Annotated in this window: 20 protein-coding genes and 1 riboswitch; of the genes, 7 read left to right on the top strand and 13 right to left on the bottom strand. The window is 58.8% G+C overall.

Going from position 1 to position 19,577, the window contains the following annotated elements; translation table 11 throughout:
- Positions 1 to 18: 18 nt before the first annotated feature.
- From tcyN to moaA, 7 genes are all read right to left on the bottom strand, one after another.
- On the bottom strand, positions 19 to 774 hold the full coding sequence (tcyN, locus tag ACL2XO_RS09160) for an L-cystine ABC transporter ATP-binding protein TcyN (RefSeq protein WP_413742574.1): 756 nt from the start codon (positions 772 to 774) through the stop codon (positions 19 to 21).
- A 33-nt stretch (positions 775 to 807) separates the two neighbouring features.
- On the bottom strand, positions 808 to 1,797 hold the full coding sequence (locus ACL2XO_RS09155; protein WP_413742573.1) for a D-cysteine desulfhydrase: 990 nt from the start codon (positions 1,795 to 1,797) through the stop codon (positions 808 to 810).
- Between the two features lie 59 nt (positions 1,798 to 1,856).
- On the bottom strand, positions 1,857 to 2,567 hold the full coding sequence (locus tag ACL2XO_RS09150; protein ID WP_132922739.1) for a Bax inhibitor-1 family protein: 711 nt from the start codon (positions 2,565 to 2,567) through the stop codon (positions 1,857 to 1,859).
- A gap of 193 nt (positions 2,568 to 2,760) precedes the next feature.
- A complete protein-coding gene (gene moaE, locus ACL2XO_RS09145) occupies positions 2,761 to 3,222 on the bottom strand; it encodes a molybdopterin synthase catalytic subunit MoaE (protein ID WP_132922740.1) in 462 nt (153 codons plus the stop codon).
- A 1-nt stretch (position 3,223) separates the two neighbouring features.
- On the bottom strand, positions 3,224 to 3,469 hold the full coding sequence (moaD, locus tag ACL2XO_RS09140; protein WP_132922741.1) for a molybdopterin synthase sulfur carrier subunit: 246 nt from the start codon (positions 3,467 to 3,469) through the stop codon (positions 3,224 to 3,226).
- A complete protein-coding gene (gene moaC / locus ACL2XO_RS09135) occupies positions 3,469 to 3,948 on the bottom strand; it encodes a cyclic pyranopterin monophosphate synthase MoaC (RefSeq protein WP_132922742.1) in 480 nt (159 codons plus the stop codon). Before moaC ends, moaD begins: the two co-directional genes overlap by 1 nt.
- 20 nt (positions 3,949 to 3,968) lie before the next feature.
- Positions 3,969 to 4,955, bottom strand: coding sequence for a GTP 3',8-cyclase MoaA (gene moaA, locus ACL2XO_RS09130; protein WP_413742572.1), 987 nt, complete (start codon positions 4,953 to 4,955; stop codon positions 3,969 to 3,971).
- Positions 4,946 to 5,091: riboswitch (molybdenum cofactor riboswitch) on the bottom strand. Its footprint overlaps the gene before it by 10 nt.
- A gap of 256 nt (positions 5,092 to 5,347) precedes the next feature.
- Between moaA and yvcK the strand changes: the two genes are divergently transcribed.
- A complete protein-coding gene (gene yvcK, locus ACL2XO_RS09125) occupies positions 5,348 to 6,289 on the top strand; it encodes a uridine diphosphate-N-acetylglucosamine-binding protein YvcK (RefSeq protein WP_413742571.1) in 942 nt (313 codons plus the stop codon).
- On the opposite strand, the gene uvrB is transcribed toward yvcK, so the two are convergent.
- Complete coding sequence (gene uvrB, locus ACL2XO_RS09120) at positions 6,273 to 8,282, bottom strand: excinuclease ABC subunit UvrB (RefSeq protein ID WP_132922745.1); 2,010 nt, start codon at positions 8,280 to 8,282, stop codon at positions 6,273 to 6,275. The genes yvcK and uvrB overlap by 17 nt on opposite strands.
- 911 nt (positions 8,283 to 9,193) lie before the next feature.
- On the opposite strand from uvrB, the gene ACL2XO_RS09115 reads away from it, so the two are divergent.
- Positions 9,194 to 9,904 (top strand): ATP-binding cassette domain-containing protein, encoded by a 711-nt coding sequence (locus tag ACL2XO_RS09115; RefSeq protein WP_132922746.1) that lies wholly within the window; start codon positions 9,194 to 9,196, stop codon positions 9,902 to 9,904.
- A gap of 213 nt (positions 9,905 to 10,117) precedes the next feature.
- Here the strand turns inward: ACL2XO_RS09115 and bioD are convergent, their stop codons facing one another.
- The 4 genes from bioD to bioB are packed head-to-tail and all read right to left on the bottom strand — an operon-like array spanning position 10,118 to position 13,721.
- A complete protein-coding gene (gene bioD / locus ACL2XO_RS09110) occupies positions 10,118 to 10,795 on the bottom strand; it encodes a dethiobiotin synthase (RefSeq protein ID WP_413723731.1) in 678 nt (225 codons plus the stop codon).
- A complete protein-coding gene (gene bioC, locus ACL2XO_RS09105) occupies positions 10,788 to 11,546 on the bottom strand; it encodes a malonyl-ACP O-methyltransferase BioC (RefSeq protein WP_413742570.1) in 759 nt (252 codons plus the stop codon). Before bioC ends, bioD begins: the two co-directional genes overlap by 8 nt.
- Positions 11,527 to 12,684 (bottom strand): 8-amino-7-oxononanoate synthase, encoded by a 1,158-nt coding sequence (bioF, locus tag ACL2XO_RS09100; protein ID WP_413742569.1) that lies wholly within the window; start codon positions 12,682 to 12,684, stop codon positions 11,527 to 11,529. The genes bioC and bioF overlap by 20 nt, the downstream gene beginning before the upstream one ends.
- Complete coding sequence (gene bioB, locus ACL2XO_RS09095; protein WP_132922750.1) at positions 12,681 to 13,721, bottom strand: biotin synthase BioB; 1,041 nt, start codon at positions 13,719 to 13,721, stop codon at positions 12,681 to 12,683. The genes bioF and bioB overlap by 4 nt, the downstream gene beginning before the upstream one ends.
- A 102-nt stretch (positions 13,722 to 13,823) precedes the next feature.
- Between bioB and bioA the strand changes: the two genes are divergently transcribed.
- From bioA to ACL2XO_RS09075, 4 genes are all read left to right on the top strand, one after another.
- A complete protein-coding gene (gene bioA, locus ACL2XO_RS09090; RefSeq protein WP_413742568.1) occupies positions 13,824 to 15,113 on the top strand; it encodes an adenosylmethionine--8-amino-7-oxononanoate transaminase in 1,290 nt (429 codons plus the stop codon).
- A 70-nt stretch (positions 15,114 to 15,183) separates the two neighbouring features.
- Complete coding sequence (locus ACL2XO_RS09085; RefSeq protein ID WP_132922752.1) at positions 15,184 to 16,227, top strand: NADP-dependent oxidoreductase; 1,044 nt, start codon at positions 15,184 to 15,186, stop codon at positions 16,225 to 16,227.
- 34 nt (positions 16,228 to 16,261) lie between these two features.
- Positions 16,262 to 16,942, top strand: coding sequence for a type 1 glutamine amidotransferase domain-containing protein (locus ACL2XO_RS09080; RefSeq protein WP_132922753.1), 681 nt, complete (start codon positions 16,262 to 16,264; stop codon positions 16,940 to 16,942).
- A 44-nt stretch (positions 16,943 to 16,986) separates the two neighbouring features.
- Entirely contained in the window at positions 16,987 to 17,469 is a 483-nt protein-coding gene (locus ACL2XO_RS09075) for a kinase inhibitor (RefSeq protein ID WP_132922754.1), read from the top strand.
- Between the two features lie 94 nt (positions 17,470 to 17,563).
- Here the strand turns inward: ACL2XO_RS09075 and pgl are convergent, their stop codons facing one another.
- Entirely contained in the window at positions 17,564 to 18,559 is a 996-nt protein-coding gene (pgl, locus tag ACL2XO_RS09070; protein ID WP_203522281.1) for a 6-phosphogluconolactonase, read from the bottom strand.
- A 177-nt stretch (positions 18,560 to 18,736) separates the two neighbouring features.
- Here pgl and ACL2XO_RS09065 point away from each other — a divergent pair, with 177 nt between their 5' ends.
- Positions 18,737 to 19,561, top strand: coding sequence for a pyridoxal phosphatase (locus ACL2XO_RS09065; protein WP_132922756.1), 825 nt, complete (start codon positions 18,737 to 18,739; stop codon positions 19,559 to 19,561).
- The last annotated feature ends 16 nt before the right edge of the window (positions 19,562 to 19,577 follow it).

Here is a 19,577-nt window from a genome sequence, read left to right as displayed (position 1 = left end):
CCAGAAATGCGATAACCCTCAGCCGGCGTTCAAAAATTTATTCAGGAACTGCCGCGTGCGGTCGTGTTGGGGATGGGTAAAAAGATCCTTGGCGGCGCCCTGTTCGGTAATCACACCGTTATCCATGAATATGGCCCGGTCAGCCACGTCACGGGCAAAACTCATTTCATGGGTAACGATAATCATGGTGCGTTTTTCCTCCGCCAGCGCGCGGATAGTATTCAATACCTCCCCCACCAGTTCGGGATCCAGCGCCGATGTCGGCTCATCAAACAGGATAACCTCAGGACGCATCGCCAGCGCGCGGGCAATGGCCACCCGCTGCTGCTGGCCGCCGGAAAGACGTTTGGGATAGGCGTCCTCCTTGCCGCTCAAGCCCACCTTTGCCAACAGGGCCCGCGCCCGTTCGACGGCCTCTTCCCGCGGTTCGCCCTTGACCACCACCGGCCCTTCGATAATGTTTTCCAATACCGAACGGTGCGGAAACAGATTGAAATTCTGAAAAACAAAGCCCACCTGCTGGCGCAAAGCCCGGATCTGCCGCTTTTGCGCGCTTAGGGGCCGGGCGCCGTCGATAAGGACCGAACCCACTTTAATGGTGCCGCTGTCCGGTTCTTCCAGCAGGTTGATACTGCGCAGCATGGTGGTTTTGCCCGACCCGCTGGGACCGACAATCGCCAGCACGTCGCCGGTTTCCACCGAAAGATCGATGCCGTTAAGCACCCGGTGGCCGTTAAAGGTTTTTACCAGCTGCCTGACTTCAATAGTGCTCATGACGACTCCCTTTATGCTTCCAAGAGCACAGGATTATACGGTGGGGTGATAAGCAAACAGCGCCGGCGAACCGCCGGTATGCACGAACATGATGGGACCGTCGGGAAAACGGGATTGATTGACGCCGTCTATCAATCCCGCCATGGCCTTGCCGGTATAGACCGGATCGAGCAAAATTCCCTCCAGCCGCGCCACCAGCTTGATAGCCGCCAGCCCTTCCTCGTTGGGCATACCGTAGCGGGGAGCGAAATAATCATCCCACAGGGTAATTTTCGCCGGCGGCTCATGGCAATCCAGCATCAGGGCCAATTGCTCCTGCAGGGCCGCCACTTTCGGGCGTTGCTGTTCGGCGCTGCGGGATACCGTCACGCCGATAACCAGGGTTTCCGGCAGCAGGGTTTGCAGCCCCAGCGCCAGGCCGGCATGGGTGCCGGCGCTGCCCGACGCGGTCACCACGCTGCCCGGACGAATCATACCGTCGCACTGGTGGGCAATCTCCACCCCGCAGCCGACATATCCCAACGCCCCCAGCGCGTTCGAACCGCCCACCGGCACCACATAAGGCCGAAATCCCTGCGCTTCCAGGCGTTCGGCGATATCCGCCAGCTGTTGATCCGGCTGGTCGAGGGTTTCGCAGGACATCACTTCCACATCGAACAGATCCAGCAGCAGCCGGTTGCCGTTGGTAAGATAATTGTCGGCGCGGGTGCCGATGGGATTTTCCAATAGCGCGACGCAGCGCAGTCCCAGTTTTGCCGCCACCGCCGCCGTCTGGCAGACATGATTGGATTGAATGGCGCCGGCGGTCACCAGGGTATCGGCACCCTGGCGCAAGGCATCGGCGGCAAGGTATTCCAATTTGCGCAGCTTGTTGCCGCCCATAGCCAGCGGCGTAACATCATCCCGTTTGATAAAAATTTCCCGGCCGAGATAGTCGGAAAGCCGTGTGAGGTATTCCAGCGGCGTCGGCGGGCCGATAAGATCCAGGCGCGGAAAGTTCGCCAGTTGCTGTGATAAATCCACTATCTGTCTCCGGGGCCGGCGGGGACGCTAACGGCCTCCCTGCCGGCGCGCGCCAAAGGTCAGCGGCGGTTGCCGAAAATGCGCAGCAGCATCAAAAACAGGTTGATGAAGTCAAGATAGAGGGTCAGCGCGCCGACGATGGAGTATTTGCGGTAGCTATCCTTATCATCCGCTGAAAGTTGCGAACCCATATATTTCAATTTCTGGGTATCGTAGGCGGTCAGGCCGACAAACACCAGTACGCCCAGATAGGTTACCACCCACATCAGCTGGGTGCTTTTCAGCCAGATATTCACCACCGATGCCAGTACGATACCGATCAGCGCCATGAACAGCAAATTGCCGAAGCTGCTCAGGTCGCGTTTGGTGGTATAGCCGTAGAGACTCATAGCGCCGAACATGCCGCCGGCCACCACAAAGGTCCCGGCAATGGACGAGGCGGTATAGATGATAAAAATGCTCGACAGCGTCAGCCCGGTGAGGGCGGAATAGAGCATGAACAGCCCGGTGGCCACCGTGCCGCTCAGGCGGTTTACCATGCCGGAAATCACGAACACCAGCGCCAGCTGCGCGATAATCAGGCCGAAGAAGGTGATCTGGCTAGAAAAAATCAGATTCAGCACCGCCGGAGTACGCGCGGCGTACCAGGAAACGAAAGCGGTTAAAAACAATCCGCAGGTCATCCAGCCGTACACCTGGGCCATAAATGGCTGGATACCGGCATCAGCACGTTCCACAATGGAACCCTGAGAACGGGGGAATCGATCCATGACTATCACCTTTAACGTATAGGGAAAACCAAGGCCGCAATGATGAAGCGGTTACGGCCAGCCTGAATATAGTCTACCATAAAGCTTACCACAAAAAACGGCGCGCCAATAAAGGACCCGCCGCAAAAAAAGCGGCAATGGCCGCTTAATAAAGCGGGCCGTTAACCGGGCCGCCGGCGGTTTAAAACCGTCGTTAATCAGGCCGCCAGCGATCCGCCGCCTGGTGGTCGCCGGGGCGGGCATCCAGCCAGCGGCTGCCGTCCGGGGTGGTCTCCCGCTTCCAGAAGGGGGCGCGGGTTTTGAGATAATCCATGATGAATTGCGCGGCATCAAACGCCGCGCCGCGATGGGCGCCGCTGACGCCCACCAGGACTATCCGATCCCCCGCCCGCAGCTCGCCCACCCGATGAATCACCGTTACCCGCTGCAGCGGCCAGCGCCGCCGGGCTTCTTCCACGATATCCGCCAGGGACTTTTCGGTCATTGCCGGGTAATGCTCAAGGGTCAGGGTCGTCACCGCGTCCCCCAGGTTATGATTGCGTACCTTGCCGGTGAAGGTCACCACCGCGCCATCTTCGTCGCAGGCCGCCAGCCAATCGTACTCATCCGCCATATCGAATGGCTCTTCGCTGACACGGATACGGGTATTTACCATATCAACCCCCGGTGACCGGTGGAAAGAACGCCACCTCGTCGCCGGCCGCCACGGGATGATCCCGGCTGACCAGCGTCTGGTTCACCGCCGACAGCACTTTGCCCGGTTCCAGCGCCACGGACCAGCGTTCGCCACGCTCGCACAACGCCAGGCGCAACGCCTCCACCGTGCCGTAGGCGCTGTCCAGCGTCAGGCGATCCACTCCCACCGACTCCCGGATCCGGGCGAAAAAAAGCACCGTGATCATCAGTTCGCCGCCTCGAATTCGCCGGATTTGCCGCCGCTTTTCGCCAGCAGCCGCACCGGGCCTATGACCATATCTTTTTGCACTGCTTTGCACATATCGTAAATGGTCAGCGCCGCCACCGACGCGGCGGTGAGCGCCTCCATCTCCACGCCGGTCTTGCCGGTAAGACGGCACCGGGTCTCGATACGCACCCGGTTATGGGCGGTTTGCGCTTCCAGATGCACTTCGACGTTGCTAAGCGCCAGCGGATGGCACAGCGGAATGAGTTCCCAGGTCCGTTTAGCGGCCTGTATACCGGCGATGCGCGCAACGGCGAAGACGTCGCCTTTATGGTGTTTGCCTTCGATAATCATGGCCAGGGTGGCGGCGGACATGGCGACAAAGGCCTCGGCCCGCGCTTCGCGCCGGGTCTCTTCTTTGGCGGAAACGTCCACCATAAACGCTTCGCCGTCGGCATTGATATGAGTGAGGGATGACATTATGTGCTCCTTGCCGGGTTTCAGCCGCCGATAAACGAAAGATTCCGGGTACTGCCGGAATTGCCCTGATGCAGAAAATGGGTTTGTTTTTTCATTTGCAACCCACCGGCAATGCGCAGTTTCAACGCCGCAAGGGACGCGTCGCCATCCAGCAAATCCCGCAGAGGGATGCCCTCTTCGCCGAACAGGCAGAGGTGCAGGTTGCCGGTCGCCGATACCCGCAGACGGTTGCAGCTGGCGCAAAAATCCTTGGCGTAAGGCATAATCAGGCCAATCTCTCCCTGATAGTCGGCATGGCGGAACACCAGGGCGGGACCGTCGGTACGCCCGCGCGGCTGCAATTCCCAGCCAAGGGCCAGCAAGCGCCGGCGAATGGCATCGCCGGAAACGTGACGTTGGCGAAACAGCTCCGCGCCGTCGCCGGTCTCCATTAATTCAATAAAACGCAGTTGGATCGGACGTGGTTTAATCCAGTCCAGGAACGCATCGAGATGAATATCGTTGACATCGCGCATCAGGACGGTATTCACCTTGACCTTGGAAAAACCCGCGTCAAACGCCGCATCGATGCCGGCCATGACCTGCAGAAACTTGTCCTGGCCGGTAATGGCCTTGAACTGGCGCGCGTCCAGACTGTCGACGCTGACATTAAGCGCCGTCAGGCCGGCGTCGCGCCATGAAACGATATCCCGCGCCAGCCGATAGCCGTTGGTGGTCACCGCCAGAGTGGTGATGGATGAATGGGAGCGTACCGCGGCAATGATCTCGCAAAAATCGCGGCGCAGCGAGGGTTCGCCGCCGGTGAGGCGGACTTTTTCCGTTCCCAGTTCGGCAAAGGCCCGGGTCACGCGCCGGATTTCGTCCGGCGACAGGAAGCTTTTGTTGGTGTTTCCGTTGGGCCGGTAGCCGTCGGGCAAACAGTAGGTACAGCGGAAATTGCAGACATCCGTGACGGACAGGCGCAAATAATAAAATTTGCGCGCAAACGCATCAATGAGTTGTGGCACCGTTAACACCTTTCCAAATACGGGAGATGCGGACATTTCTATCCTGCACCCTGGCGGCCTTTAGGGGCCACGGCCAATACACCCTATCGTTCCCGGAGGAGCCACTTAGGCGTAAAGGCTAGGAGTTAGGGTTCACGCGCCGAAAGCATCGTTCCAGCGGTAAAACCTGGTTTAAAAATCATTCTAATCCTAATCATGCTCCTTAGCCATGACTGAGTCGGAGAAATTTCGCTATATAAACATATATATAGCGTAATATTGATGTATTTATAGCCTGATTTTTCAAAAGATTGCGAGCCAATGCGCGTTAATCGGTTCGCAGCCTCGCTTTTAGTGCCGAATCCGCTATTTTAAGCATAACGGGGCTAATGTTGGCTATTCTGAGGAGCGTTATGGGCAATCCCACCCTGGCGGAACTGAACCATGTCGTGGCCCTGGGAGGCGGTCATGGACTGGGGCGGGCCATGTCGGCGCTTTCTACACTCGGCTCCGGTTTGACCGGTATCGTCACCACCACCGACAACGGCGGTTCCACGGGTCGGATCAGGCGGACTCACGGCGGCATCGCTTGGGGCGATACGCGTAATTGCCTGAACCAGCTGGCGTCCGGACCCAGTATTGCGGCGGCAATGTTTGAATACCGCTTCAGCGGCCGGGGAGAATTGGCCGGTCATAACCTCGGCAACCTGATGCTCGCCGCCCTGGATGATTTAAGCGTCCGCCCTCTGGACGCCATCAACCTGATACGCAGTCTACTAAAAGTGGAAGCGCTGTTAATCCCCATGTCGGAACAGCCGGTGGATTTACAGGCCAAAACCGCCGGCGGCGAAATCATATACGGCGAAACGGCGGTGGATAATCTGAAGGAGCTGCCGGTAAGCCTGCGGCTGTGCCCAACGGTGGCGGCCACCCCGGATGCCCTGGAGGCGATATCGGCGGCGGACCTTATCCTGCTGGGACCCGGCAGCTTTTTCACCAGCCTGATGCCGCTGCTGCTGCTGCCGGATCTCACGGAGGCCCTGCGCCAAAGCCGGGCCCCGCTGATCTATATCGATAACCTCGGACGGGAGCTGAGCATCGCCGCCGCCAATCTGCGCCTGCGGCAAAAACTGGACATCATGGAACACGCCATAGGCGTGGGGCAAAGAATCGATGGGCTGATACTTGGTCCGGACAGCGATACCTCCGACGTGGAACACCGTCTGAGGATACAACAGCCGCTGGCCGCCGGGGAGATCCCTCACCATCATGACCGGAGGCTGCTTCGGGACGCGCTGGAGAAGCTGTTATCCCTGGGCTCAAGCATGCCAGCCGCCGTTACGAGATGGCGATAAAGTGTTCCCGCATGGCGTGTATTTCGTCCCGTACCGCCGCCGCCTGTTCGAATTCGAGATTCTGCGCATGCGCCTGCATTTTAGCTTCCAGCTCGCGTATTTTCTGATCCACGGCTTTTGGCGTCATCGCGCCGTAATGAGCCGCATCTTCCATAGCCTTGCGTTTTTTCTGTTTGGCATGGGCCGGGGATTGGCCCAGTTCCATGATATCCGCCACTGACTTGTTGAGGGCCTGGGGGATGATGCCGTGTTCCAGGTTATAGGCATGCTGTTTAACCCGCCGGCGTTCGGTCTCGTCAATGGCACGGGCCATGGAAGGGGTGATCTTGTCGCCATAAAGGATGGCCATGCCGTTCAGGTTACGGGCGGCGCGGCCAATGGTCTGGATCAGGGAACGCTCCGAACGCAGGAAACCCTCTTTGTCGGCATCCAGAATGGCCACCAGGGAGACCTCCGGCATATCCAGCCCTTCCCGCAGCAGGTTAATCCCCACCAGCACATCAAACTCTCCGAGCCGCAGATCGCGGATGATTTCCACCCGCTCCACGGTCTCAATGTCCGAATGCAGGTATCTCACGCGCTCGCCATGCTCTTCCAGATATTCGGTCAGGTCTTCCGCCATGCGCTTTGTCAGGGTGGTCACCAGCACCCGCTCGTTAATCAATACCCGCTTGCGGATCTCGGATAACAAATCGTCCACCTGGGTGGTAACCGGCCGCACCTCGATTTGCGGATCCAGCAGCCCGGTGGGCCGCACCAGCTGATCGATAACTTCGCCGCCGGTCATTTCCAGTTCATATTTCCCCGGGGTGGCCGAGACGTAGATGGTCTGGGGCGCCAGGGCGGCGAACTCCTCGAATCTCAGCGGCCGGTTATCCAGGGCGGAAGGCAAACGGAAACCGTATTCCACCAGGGTTTCCTTGCGCGCACGGTCACCTTTGTACATCCCGCCGATTTGCGGAATGGTGACGTGGGATTCATCCACCACCAGCAGGCCGTCGGCGGGCAGGTAATCGAACAGGGTTGGAGGCGGTTCTCCCGGCCCCCGGCCGGAAAGAAAACGGGAATAGTTTTCGATGCCGGAACAGTAGCCCAGCTCATTCATCATCTCCAGATCGAACTGGGTCCGCTGCGACAGGCGCTGCTCTTCCAGCAGCTTGTTGTCCGCCAGCAGGTTCTTGCGGCGATCCGCCAGCTCCACCTTGATGTCTTCCATCGCCTGCAACAACCGTTCCCGCGGCGTGACGTAGTGCGTTTTCGGGTAAATGGTATAACGCGGCACCGTCTGCACCACCTGGCCGGTCAGCGGGTCGAACAGGGACAGTCGTTCCACTTCCTCATCGAATAATTCCACCCGCAGAGCGATTTCATCGGACTCCGCCGGAAAGATATCGATAACCTCGCCACGCACCCGGAAGGTCCCCCGCTGAAAAGCCTGATCGTTACGGCTGTACTGGAGTTCCGAAAGCCGGCGCAGTATGGAGCGCTGATCGATAATCATTCCCCGCGTCAGATGCAGCATCATTTTCAGATAGGCGTCCGGATCGCCCAGGCCGTAAATTGCCGACACCGAGGCCACCACAATGACATCGCGCCGCTCCAGCAGCGCTTTGGTGGCGGACAATCGCATCTGTTCGATATGCTCGTTCACCGAGGCATCCTTTTCGATAAAGGTATCCGAGCTGGGAACATAGGCTTCCGGCTGGTAATAATCGTAATAGGAGACGAAGTACTCCACCGCGTTATCGGGGAAAAACGCCTTCATTTCGCCATAGAGCTGGGCCGCCAGGGTCTTGTTCGGTGCCAGGACCATGGTGGGCCGGTTGAGATCGGCAATCACGTTCGCCACGGTAAAGGTCTTGCCCGAACCGGTCACACCCAATAACGTCTGGTGGGCCAGGCCGTCCAGCAGACCCTCTTCCAAACGACGGATAGCCTCCGGTTGATCGCCGGAGGGCTTGAAGCTCGAGTGCAGTTTGAACTCTTTACTCATTTACTGGCTACCTGCTGGAGAAATGAAAGACGGGATAACTCTACGGGATAACTCTACAGGATAATTCTAGAGTATGGGAACAGAGCGGTTATTTTGCCAGCACATCGGCACTGGATACAAAACCAGTATTATAATACCCTATCTCGGCGCGGGTGCAAAGATCGACAACGATCCGGATTTGGAATTTCCGCCGCTTCCATTCAGACCTTTGGAAAGATTTTCTTACAAAGCGTTATGAAATTCATCCGACGGTAAAGAATGTCGAAAAATGACATTGGATTGACAAAGCTTGTACAAATTTGCTTGATTTTAATTAACCAATTGTATTTATAGCGATTAAAAAAAGCGTGGAGAATACAGGCAAAATGCGGCGAGGCCGCGTCTGGTCTCGCCTACGCATGCTTTTCTAAACCTAATGCACACGGTTATCCACAGGAATGGTGGATAAGTCCCACCGCGCCGCTGGCCGCTTGCATTCCGTAAAGCCGAGAATAATGACGCCCAGATGACAAAACAGAATTTTTTTAGCCATTTTTACCCCTTTTGGCAGCCGCCGTTATACTTAAAATAACTATCTCTTTTTGTCACTATCAAATACCGCCGCGAGTCGCCGTTGCACAAAAAGCGCACTCTCATAGTGCCTTAAAAGTCGGCTGCACCACTTAAACCGTCGTCAGCACCGAAAAAGTGCAAAAACCCGCACTTTGTTTGGTAAATGCCCCTTGAGGGTATTTATTTATGCTAATACCCACCGGCGACCACAGTTCATCCTGTTATCTTTTTCCGTTAAAACCACATTGGCCTGATAGTTGCTTTATGTTATGAGCGGCGTATCGGTGGTGATGGCCATGGGTTTCACACCGCGCCACCCATAAACAAAGTGAAGAGGGTAAAAGGGGGGAAGGAATCTTATGCTACGTTTGCAGGCGGTAAATCAGTTTTACGGGCCAAAGCATATTCTGCGGGATATCAGTTTGGAATTACCCCGCGGCCAATGCACCTACCTGCTGGGGCGCAACGGCGTCGGTAAAACCACACTGGTAAACTGTATCATGGGCCATCTGCCGGTAAGCAGCGGTACCGTTAGCTGGCAGCTTTACGGCGAGCCGGAGCTGGATTTACTGCTGTATCCGGTGGAGGAGCGGGCAGCGCTGGGCATAGGCTATGTCCCACAGGGACGCCAGGTTTTCTCGCAGCTAAGCGTGGATGAAAATCTGCGCGTGGCGTTGATGGCCGGACGCAACAAGACCAACCGTATACCGCCGATGGTCTATGAGCTGTTTCCGGTACTCTACGATATGCGTCATCACCGGGCCGGTGATTTAACCGGCAGCGGCCAACAGCAATTGGCCATCGCGCGCGCGCTGGTGCTTGAACCGGAGTTGCTGATTCTCGACGAGCCCACCGGCGGTTTCCAGCCCACTGTGGTGGCGGAGATAGGCCGTAATATCCGCCAGTTGCAGCAGGAGTTCGGACTGACCCTGCTGGTGGTGGAACAACAGCTGCCTTTCACGCCCCAGGGCGACGATCGTTTCTGCCTGCTGGAAGGGGGTTGCAACGTGGCCCAGGGCAGGCTGGAGCAGCTGGATGAAAGCCTGATCCAGGCTTATCTGGCCGTGTAGCATAAAGCCATGATAATTCCACGCCTGACTATGTCGTTATATTACCGCCCGGCCTTCGCTTTTTCCTCGCTGCCTGGTTTTCCGGGGCGTTTATCGCCGTTTTGACGCCCTGCATCAAGCCACCGCCGCATCAGAAATACCGCTGTTCAATATCCTTGCTTGAACAAGCGTCATATCGGCGCCATCGCCGTTCAATTTCATGGTTTGATACCGTTAAACCAGCAACGCCAGATCAAGATAGTGCCCGAGGCGGGCGCCCGCGGGCTCGTCCAGCCATGGAATCTCCCCCAGCAATGGCGCTCCCAGGCGTTGTGTAAGCGTGGCCAGATAGTCGGCGCGGCGATGCGGTTCGGGGGAAAGATCGTTGGCCACCCACCCTGCCAGGGTCAATCCCGCCTGCCGGACAGCCAATGCCGTCAGCAACGCATGATTGATACAGCCCAGTTTCAGTCCCACCACCAGGATCACCGGCAACCGCTCGGCGGCCACCCACTGCGCGAAGGTCAGGTTATCGCTCAAGGGCGTGAACCAGCCGCCGGCTCCTTCGACGAATACCCATTCAGCGCGGGCCTGTACCGCTGCCAACCCCCGGGAGAGGATGGAAGCGTCGATGGGCCGCCGTTCATCGCCGCTGGCGATATGCGGCGACGTCGCCTCCCGAAACGCCAGCGGGTTGATAAGCTCATAGGGCAGCCGGACGTTGCCGTTGGCGGATAACGCCAGGGCGTCGGTATTGCGCAGCCCTTGCGGGGTCTCAATGCAGCCGGAAGCCACCGGTTTATACCCCGCGGTACGGCGGCCGCGGCCATTGGCCGCCTGCAGCAGGGCGCAGGCGGCCAGCGTCTTGCCGATATCGGTATCGGTGCCGGTGATAAAATAGGTTTTAGTCACGATAAATCAGTCCGTGAATCAATTGATAGGTGAGCGGCAGACCCGCGGCGTGGCGCTCCCATACCGCCTCGAGGCGTCGGATGCGCTGGCTGCCGGCCAGCCCCAGCGGGCGGCCGTCGCGTAGATAACCCGCCCCCACCCCCTTGATATCCTGGAGCAGCGGCACCAGGCTGGGGTAATAGAGCCGGTGGGGTACGGCATGCAATTGGTGCCGATAAGGCTGCAACGCCCGGGCGATGGCGGCGGCCGTCATAAAGCGGTTGGCATGCACGGCGCTGTCCACCTGCCGCCAGGCCCGGGTCAATTCCTCCAGCGAGCCTTCCGCCAGGGTAGAGAAGGCGATCATGCCGCCGGGACGGGTAACGCGGTGAAATTCCGCCAGCGCCCGGGGTAACTCATCGCACCACTGTACCGCCAGATTGGAAAAGCAGATGTCCAGGCTACCGTCCGCCAGGGGCAATCGTTCGATATCTCCCGCCAGGTAAACCGAGGCCGATTCCCGACGGCGCGCCTCCGCCAGCATGGCTGATGAGAGATCCAGCGCAATCACCCGGTTGCCGGACCGCTGCCAAACGCGGCTGAACCATCCGGTGCCGCAGCCGGCGTCCAGCAGCGTTTTCCCCTGCAGCGGTCCCAGCAAGGCCGCCAGTTCGTCGCCGCTGGCGCGCTGAAAGGCGGCATGGCGGTCATAACCGGCCGCCGCACGTCCGAAGGTGCGGGCAATACCCTGTTTATGCAGGTCGGCGTACATCGGCGAGGGCCTCCAATAAACAATCTATATCGGCGCTTTGATGGGCGGCGGTGAGCGTGATGCGCAGGCGGGCGCCGCCCACGGGCACGGTGGGGGGGCGGATAGCCGTCAGCCAGCAGCCCCGTTCACGAAGGCTCTCGGTCAGCTCCAGCGCCCGGCCGTTCTCCCCAACCAGCAGCGGCTGTATCGCGCTGGCGGAAGGAGCGAGGCGATACCCCAAACCGGCGGCCCCGGCGCGAAAGCGGGTGATATTGCGCCCCAGCTGCGCCCGCAGTCCGTCGCCCCGGATGATGGCGTCCAGGGAGGCGCCGATGGCGCAGACCTGTGCCGGCGGCATGGCGGTGCTGTAGATAAGATGGCGGGCGTACTGGAGGAGATATTCCGCCACAGGCTCGGCGCAAAGTACCGCCGCCCCCGCCACTCCCGCCGCTTTGCCGAAGGTCACCACCAGCAGTTCCGGGTGGCAGCCCTGCTGCCAGGCGCTGCCCCTTCCCTGCTCCCCCACCACGCCGAAACCGTGGGCGTCATCCACCAGCAGCCATCCGCCGGCATCCGCGATGCCGCGCTGCAGGGCGGCCAGCGGCGCGCTGTCGCCGTCCATGCTGAAGATCCCCTCCGTGATGGCCAGCCGGTTGCCCGTACACTCCGCCCGCGTCAGCTGACGAAGCGAACCGGCGTCGTTGTGGTGAAAACGGCGCAGCTGGCCGGGGGACAGTACGGCCGCCTCCAGCAGCGAGGCATGGCTGAGCTTGTCCGCCAATACCATATCCCCTTTGGCCACCAGCGCGGCGATCAGGCCCTGATTGGCGGCATAGCCGGCGTTGAACAACAGAGCCCGCTCATATCCCAGCCAACTCGCCAACCGCTGCTCCAAGTCCCGGTGCGCCTCGCTATAGCCGGCCACATGCCCCGAACCGCCGCTGCCGACGCCGTGCGCCGACGCACCCTCTGCCCAGGCGGCGATAATACCCGGATTGCGCGCAAGGCCCAGATAATCGTTGCTGGAGAAATTCAGGTATTGCCGGCCCCGGTATTGAAGGCGGGGGCCGTTGCCGCCGATAATGGCCAGGCGGCGGCGATAAGCGTCTGCCTGCCTGCGGCTTTGCAAGCCCTGGGCGATTCGTTCAGACCAGCTCATCCGCGCGCCGCGTTGTAAAATTGCTCGGTGTCGGCATCCAGTATCGCATCGGCCAGCTGACGCCGGCGCTCCTCATCGCCGCTATCGGTGTGGTGAGGCTGCGGATTAAGGCCCAGTTTACGGAATAAGGCCCGATCCCGATCTTCTTCCGGATTCGGCGTGGTCAAGAGCTTGCAACCATAGAAAATCGAATTGGCCCCTGCCAGGAAGCACAAGGCCTGGGTCTGCTCATTCATCTGCTCGCGGCCGGCGGAGAGCCGCACGTGCGAGCGGGGCATCATAATGCGCGCCACCGCGATGGTCCGGATAAAATCGAACGCATCGACATCCTCATTTTCCGAAAGCGGCGTGCCTTTTACTTTCACCAGCATATTAATCGGCACGCTCTCCGGCGGTTCCGGCAGGTTGGCCAGCTGTACCAGTAACCCGGCGCGATCGGTTACCGACTCGCCAAGGCCGACAATGCCCCCCGAGCAGACCTTGATACCGGCCTCGCGCACTTTATCCAGCGTAGACAAGCGGTCTTGGTAGCTGCGGGTTGTTACGATGGAGCCGTAAAATTCCGGCGAAGTGTCCAGGTTATGATTATAAAAATCCAGGCCGGCCGCCGCCAGCCGTTGCGCCTGCGCGGTGCTTAGCATGCCCAGTGTCATGCAGGTTTCCATTCCCATCTCCTTCACCCCCTGCACCATCTGCTCCAGATAGGGCATATCCCGATCGCGGGGATTTTTCCAGGCGGCCCCCATGCAAAACCGGGTTGAGCCGGCGGCCTTGGCCTTGGCGGCCGACACCAGCACCTGTTCAACCTGCATCAACTGCTCCGCCGCAAGACCGGTGTTATAACGGGCGCTTTGCGGACAGTATTTGCAGTCTTCCGGGCAGGCGCCGGTCTTGATGGATAACAGGGTGCTGACCTGGATGTGATTGGGATTGAAATGCTGCCGGTGGATTTGCTGGGCCTCGAACAGCAGATCCATAAAGGGTTTGGCAAACAGCGCCTGGGCCTGCCGCACCGTCCAACGGGGGTTGTGTTCCATGAGAAAAGGTCCTCGATAACGGACTTAAAATAGTTTCGTCAGTGTAAGTCCAGTGGGTATACTGTCAACTAAATTTTTATAATATGGTTGACGATAAAACCTATGACGCCGGCAGATCTCGCTTTCGATCAACGCCATATCTGGCACCCTTATACCTCCATGACCCGCCCGCTGCCCTGTTATCCGGTAACGGACGCCGTGGGGTGTGAACTACAGCTTGCCGACGGACGACGCCTGGTGGACGGCATGTCCTCCTGGTGGGCGGCCATTCACGGCTACAATCATCCCGCCATCAACCGGGCGGTCACCGATCAGTTGCAGCATATGTCCCATGTCATGTTCGGCGGCATTACCCATCCCCAAGCCGTTGAGCTCTGCCGGCGGCTGGTGGGGATGACGCCGCCGTCCCTGGAGTGTGTCTTTCTGGCGGATTCCGGCTCGGTGGCGGTGGAGGTGGCGATAAAAATGGCCATGCAGTATTGGCAGGCGCGGGGAGAATCCCGTAAACGCCTGCTGGCTTTGCGCCACGGCTACCATGGCGATACACTCGGCGCCATGTCGGTATGCGATCCGCAGAACTCCATGCACGGCTTATACCGGGGTTATCTGCCGGAACATGATTTTATTTCGGCGCCGGCGTGCCGGTTTGACGAACCCTGGCGGGAAAGCGATGCCGACGAACTGGCCGCCGCGTTGGCGGCCGGCAGCCATACCCTGGCGGCGGTCATCCTCGAGCCTATCGTCCAGGGCGCGGGGGGTATGCGCTTTTACCATCCGGCCTATCTGCGGCGGGTGCGGGAATTGTGCGACCGCTACGGCATCCTGCTCATCGTCGATGAAATCGCCACCGGCTTCGGCCGTACCGGCAAGCTGTTCGCCTGCCAGCATGCGGACATCGCCCCGGATATCCTGTGCCTGGGCAAAGCCCTTACCGGCGGTTATATGACCCTGTCCGCCACCCTTACCAGCCGCGTGGTGGCGGATACCATCAGCAATGGCGAAGCGGGATGTTTTATGCACGGTCCGACGTTTATGGCCAACCCCCTGGCCTGCGCCGCCGCCAACGCCAGCCTGGCCTTGCTGGAACAGGGACAATGGCAGGGAAAGGTAACGGCAATCGAGGCGCAGTTGCGCACGGCCTTGCTGCCGCTGCGCGCCCATGCCCGCGTGGCCGATACGCGGGTATTGGGGGCCATCGGCGTGGTGGAAACCCATACGCCGGTGAACATGCCTGCGCTGCAACGCTATTTTGTCAATGAAGGCGTCTGGATTCGCCCGTTTGGACGATTAATTTACCTGATGCCGCCGTATATTATTTCCAGCAGCCAGCTGGCGCTGCTGACCGGCGCACTGGCCGCGTCCCTGGACGAACCCGCGCATTTCGCCCCCTGAACGGCCCAAAGCCTACGGCCAGGCGCTATCATCCATAACGTCAATCATTGGATCGAGGAATTCGGGTAATATGAACCAAAATAAAAACGTCAATCGCCGTATTGTGTTGGCTTCCCGCCCCGACGGCAAACCCGTATTGGATAATTTCCGTTTGGAGACCGGCGACATTCCTCAGCCCGATGACGGGCAACTGTTGCTGCGCACCATTTATCTTTCCCTGGATCCCTATATGCGCGGCAGAATGAACGATGCCCCTTCCTATTCTCCGCCGGTGGAATTGAACGCGGTCATGGTCGGCGGCACCGTCTCACGTGTGGAAGCCAGCCGTCATCCCGACTTTAGTCCCGGGGATTGGGTGCTTAATCAAGGCGGCTGGCAGGATTACGCCCTGGCAAATGCCGGGGAGGTGAGGAAGCTGCAAGGGGATATTCTTCAACACCCTTCCTGGGCGTTGGGCGTCCTGGGCATGCCCGGTTTCACCGCCTATATGGGATTGATGGATATCGGCCAGCCCAGGGCCGGCGAGACGCTGGTGGTGGCGGCAGCCAGCGGCGCGGTTGGCGCGGTGGTGGGCCAGGTGGCCAAACTCAAGGGCTGCCGGGTGGTAGGCGTGGCCGGCGGGGAGGAAAAATGCCGGTATGTGACGCAAACGCTGGGTTTTGACGTCTGTATCGATCATCGGGCGCCGGATTTCGCCCATCGGTTGGCGCAAGCCTGCCCAGGCGGTATCGACATTTATTTTGAAAACGTCGGCGGCGCGGTCTTCGATGCGGTGCTTCCCCTGCTGAATACCTCGGCACGCATTCCCCTGTGCGGTCTGATTGCCAACTACAATATAAAGGACCTGTCCGCAGGCCTCGATCGGCTGCCGCTGCTCACCGGCATCATTTTGCGTAAACGCATACGCATGCAGGGTTTCATCATTACCCAGGATTACGGACACCGCCACCAGGAATTCATCGAGGCCATGGAACCCTGGGTAGCCGAAGGCAAGGTCCGGATGCGCGAAGATCTGGTGGAGGAATTGGAAAATGCGCCGCGGGCGTTTATCGGTCTGCTGGAGGGAAAAAATTTCGGCAAGCTGGTGATACGGGTCGGAGGCGATACTCTTTGAGCCTGCTTGCAGGCCCACATACCGGAGATAATCAATGAAAATTGCTATGGTTTTGACCTCCCATAACACCTTGGGCGACACCGGCAAGCCAACCGGCTTTTGGCTGGAGGAATTTGTTGCTCCTTATTATGTTTTTTTCGATGCCGGCATGGAGATTACCCTGGCGTCGCCCAAGGGCGGCCAGCCTCCCGTTGATCCGGCCAGCGACCAGCCGGACGCCCAGACCCAGGATACCGAGCGCTTTCGCACCGACCGCGCCGCGCAGCAGGCATTGGCCCATACCGTCCCGCTGGCTCAACTGCGGGCAGAAGATTTTGATGCGATATTTTACCCCGGCGGGCACGGCCCCCTCTGGGACCTGGCGGAAGACCCGCATTCCATTGCGCTGATTGAAGAGATTTTTGCCGACAACAAGCCGGTGGGAACGGTATGCCACGCTCCCGGCGTGCTGCGCCATGTGAAAAAGCCCGACGGGACGCCCCTGGTGGCCGGCAAGCGGGTGACCGGATTCAGCAATAGCGAAGAGCAGGCGGTTAAGCTCGACGCTATCGTGCCCTTTTTGGTGGAAGATGAGTTAAAACGCTTGGGAGGGGTTTACGAGAGAACCGATGACTGGCAGTCTTTATCCATTATCGACGGGCATCTGGTGACCGGTCAGAATCCCGCGTCCTCCGTCGCGGCGGCGCAAAATGTGCTGAAGCTGCTTAAATGCTAAGGATTGGCGCCAGCGTTAAACGATAACTTACCGATGAGGCACAAATGGCTTTTACATTATTCAGTAACGATCTGAAAGACGGCGAAAAAATGCCTGAACGCCATGTTTTTAACGGCATGGGTTATAAAGGGGATAATATTTCGCCGCATTTGGTCTGGGACGATGTTCCGGCGGGCACCAAAAGCTTTGTGGTGTCGGTTTACGACCCCGATGCTCCCACCGGTTCAGGCTGGTGGCATTGGATAGTGGCGAATATCCCCGCCGATATCCGTCTACTGCCTCAGGGGGCCGGTTCCGGTCAGGATGGGCTGCCGGAGGGAGCGGTGCAGGCTCGGACCGACTTCGGCAAAGCCGGTTACGGCGGCGCGGCGCCGCCGGCGGGAGAGACGCACCGTTATATTTTTACCGTCCATGCGCTGGATGTGGAATCCATTGATGTGGATGAAAACGCCAGCGGCGCGATGGTGGGCTTTAATGTGCATTTCCATACGCTGGGCAGCGCGTCGTTGACCGTGACGTATATCTGAACTATCCGCGGCCGGGCACGGTGGCCCTTTAACGGTCTCATTGCACGGTCGATGAGAGCGGGGCTACCGAGCCATTGGGCGCCGCGCGGCCTTTTCAGCGACTCAGTATACTTACCCACATCGGGCCCTTGCCTACCGGATAACGCGCCAGCGGTTGTAATGCGCCGGTTTCATCATTGATGCGGTACACTTCGATATGGTCGGTCTTCTGACCCGCCGCCACCAGGAAATGCCCCTTGGCGTCAATATTGAATCCGCGCGGCTGCGTTTGGGTAGCTTGATGACCCACCACGCTCAGGGTGCTGCCGTCTTCCGAAACGGCAAAACAGGTAATGAGGCTGGCGGTGCGATCGCAGCTGTACAGATAACGGCCGTCCGGGGTGATGTGGATATCCGCCGCCCAACGCGTATCGGCAAATCCCGCCGGCATACTGTCGAGGGTCTGAACGGTGCGCGGCGCGGCGCCGCCGTCATCCAGGGCAAACACGTCCACCGAGCTGTTCAGTTCATTCAGGCAATAGGCATAGGGCCGATGGGGGTGGAAATCCATATGTCGCGGGCCGGCGTCAGCAACGGAATACACGGCTTCCGGGCGATGAGGCTGCAATTGGCCGTCGGCGCCCAGGTCAAACAGACGGATACGGTCCTCTTTCAGACAGGGTATCCAGACAATCTGATTGGTGGGATCGACATTGACGGAATGGCAGTTGGTCATGTTTTCCAAGACCTGGATCGGCGCCCCGGCAATCCCCCGCTCATCAATGGGACTGACGCTGGCGCAGCTCATGCTGTAGGAGGCGCAAAATAAAAACCGGCCCTGGTGATCGGTGGAGATATGGGTGGGGCTGCCGGGAAGGGGCGCCATGCCGGCTTCCGTCAGCAGGCCCTTCTCATCAATGGAATAACTCACTACGCCGAAGGTCGGGCGCACACCGATATAAAGATGGGTTTTATCCGGATTGATAGTCATTGGCTGGCCCTGTCCGGGGGTATCCACCACCTGTAATAGGGTCAGCAGACCCTCTTTATCCATTTGCCAGACATGAATCTGCTGACTCTCGGGACTGGCAATATAGACGATCTGCTTCATGTATACTCCTTATTAGCACCTGCACCTGTGGCATTCATAATGAGAGGGGAAATGCGAACCTGCAGTTAGCATGTCACTGTTGTTGTTTGTAATCCACAGACATTTTCGCGGTTTTCGCCAACTCGCTTCCGGTGTACCATTAACGAAGAATATTATTAATATGATAATGAGAGAAACATGAACTATAGCGTAATTGCACTTGATTTGGACGGTACCCTACTGGATAAACAGAAGAAAATTCTGCCGGCGTCTCTCAAAGCATTAACGGACGCCCAGGCCGCCGGCGTCCAGGTGGTGGTGGTCACCGGCCGTCACCATGTGGCCATTCACCCTTTTTATCAGGCATTAAAAATCACTACCCCGGCTATCTGCTGCAATGGCACCTATCTATATGATTATCAGGCCGGAAAAGTCATGACCTCCAATCCGCTGAAAAAATCGCAGGCCAAGCGGGTCATCGGCCTGCTGAACCAGTACGATATTCACGGGCTTATCTATGTGGACGACGCCATGGTCTATGAGCAGCCCAGCGAGCACGTGATTCGTTCCCTGGCCTGGGCGAATACGCTGCCTTTGGCCCAGCGGCCTAATATCATCCAGGTCGACAGCCTGGCCGATACGGCGGAACGGGCGGACTCCATCTGGAAGTTCGCCACCTCGCATCCCGATAAGGGCGCACTGCAGGCCTTTGCCGAAACGGTGGAACTGGAGCTGGGCCTGGCGTGCGAATGGTCCTGGCACGATCAGGTGGACGTTGCCCAAACCGGCAACAGCAAAGGAAAATTGCTGCAGCAATGGGTGGAATCGGAAGGCATCGGCATGGATCGGGTTATCGCCTTCGGCGACAATTTTAATGATTTAAGTATGCTGGAAGCGGCGGGCCTGGGCGTAGCGATGGGCAACAGCGTTGACGAAATCAAAGGGCGGGCCGACCTGGTTATCGGCGATAACGAGTCACCGGCCATCGCCGAAACCATTTATCAGCGGGTGCTGGGGCTGTAGTCCGGGGTTGTAGTTC

The sequence above is a fragment of the Sodalis sp. RH15 genome (genome assembly GCF_047324255.1).
GTDB classification, from domain to species: domain Bacteria; phylum Pseudomonadota; class Gammaproteobacteria; order Enterobacterales; family Enterobacteriaceae; genus Acerihabitans; species Acerihabitans ligni.
Note: the sequence above shows the minus strand (reverse complement) of the source record. Positions and strands in the feature narration are given on the sequence as shown.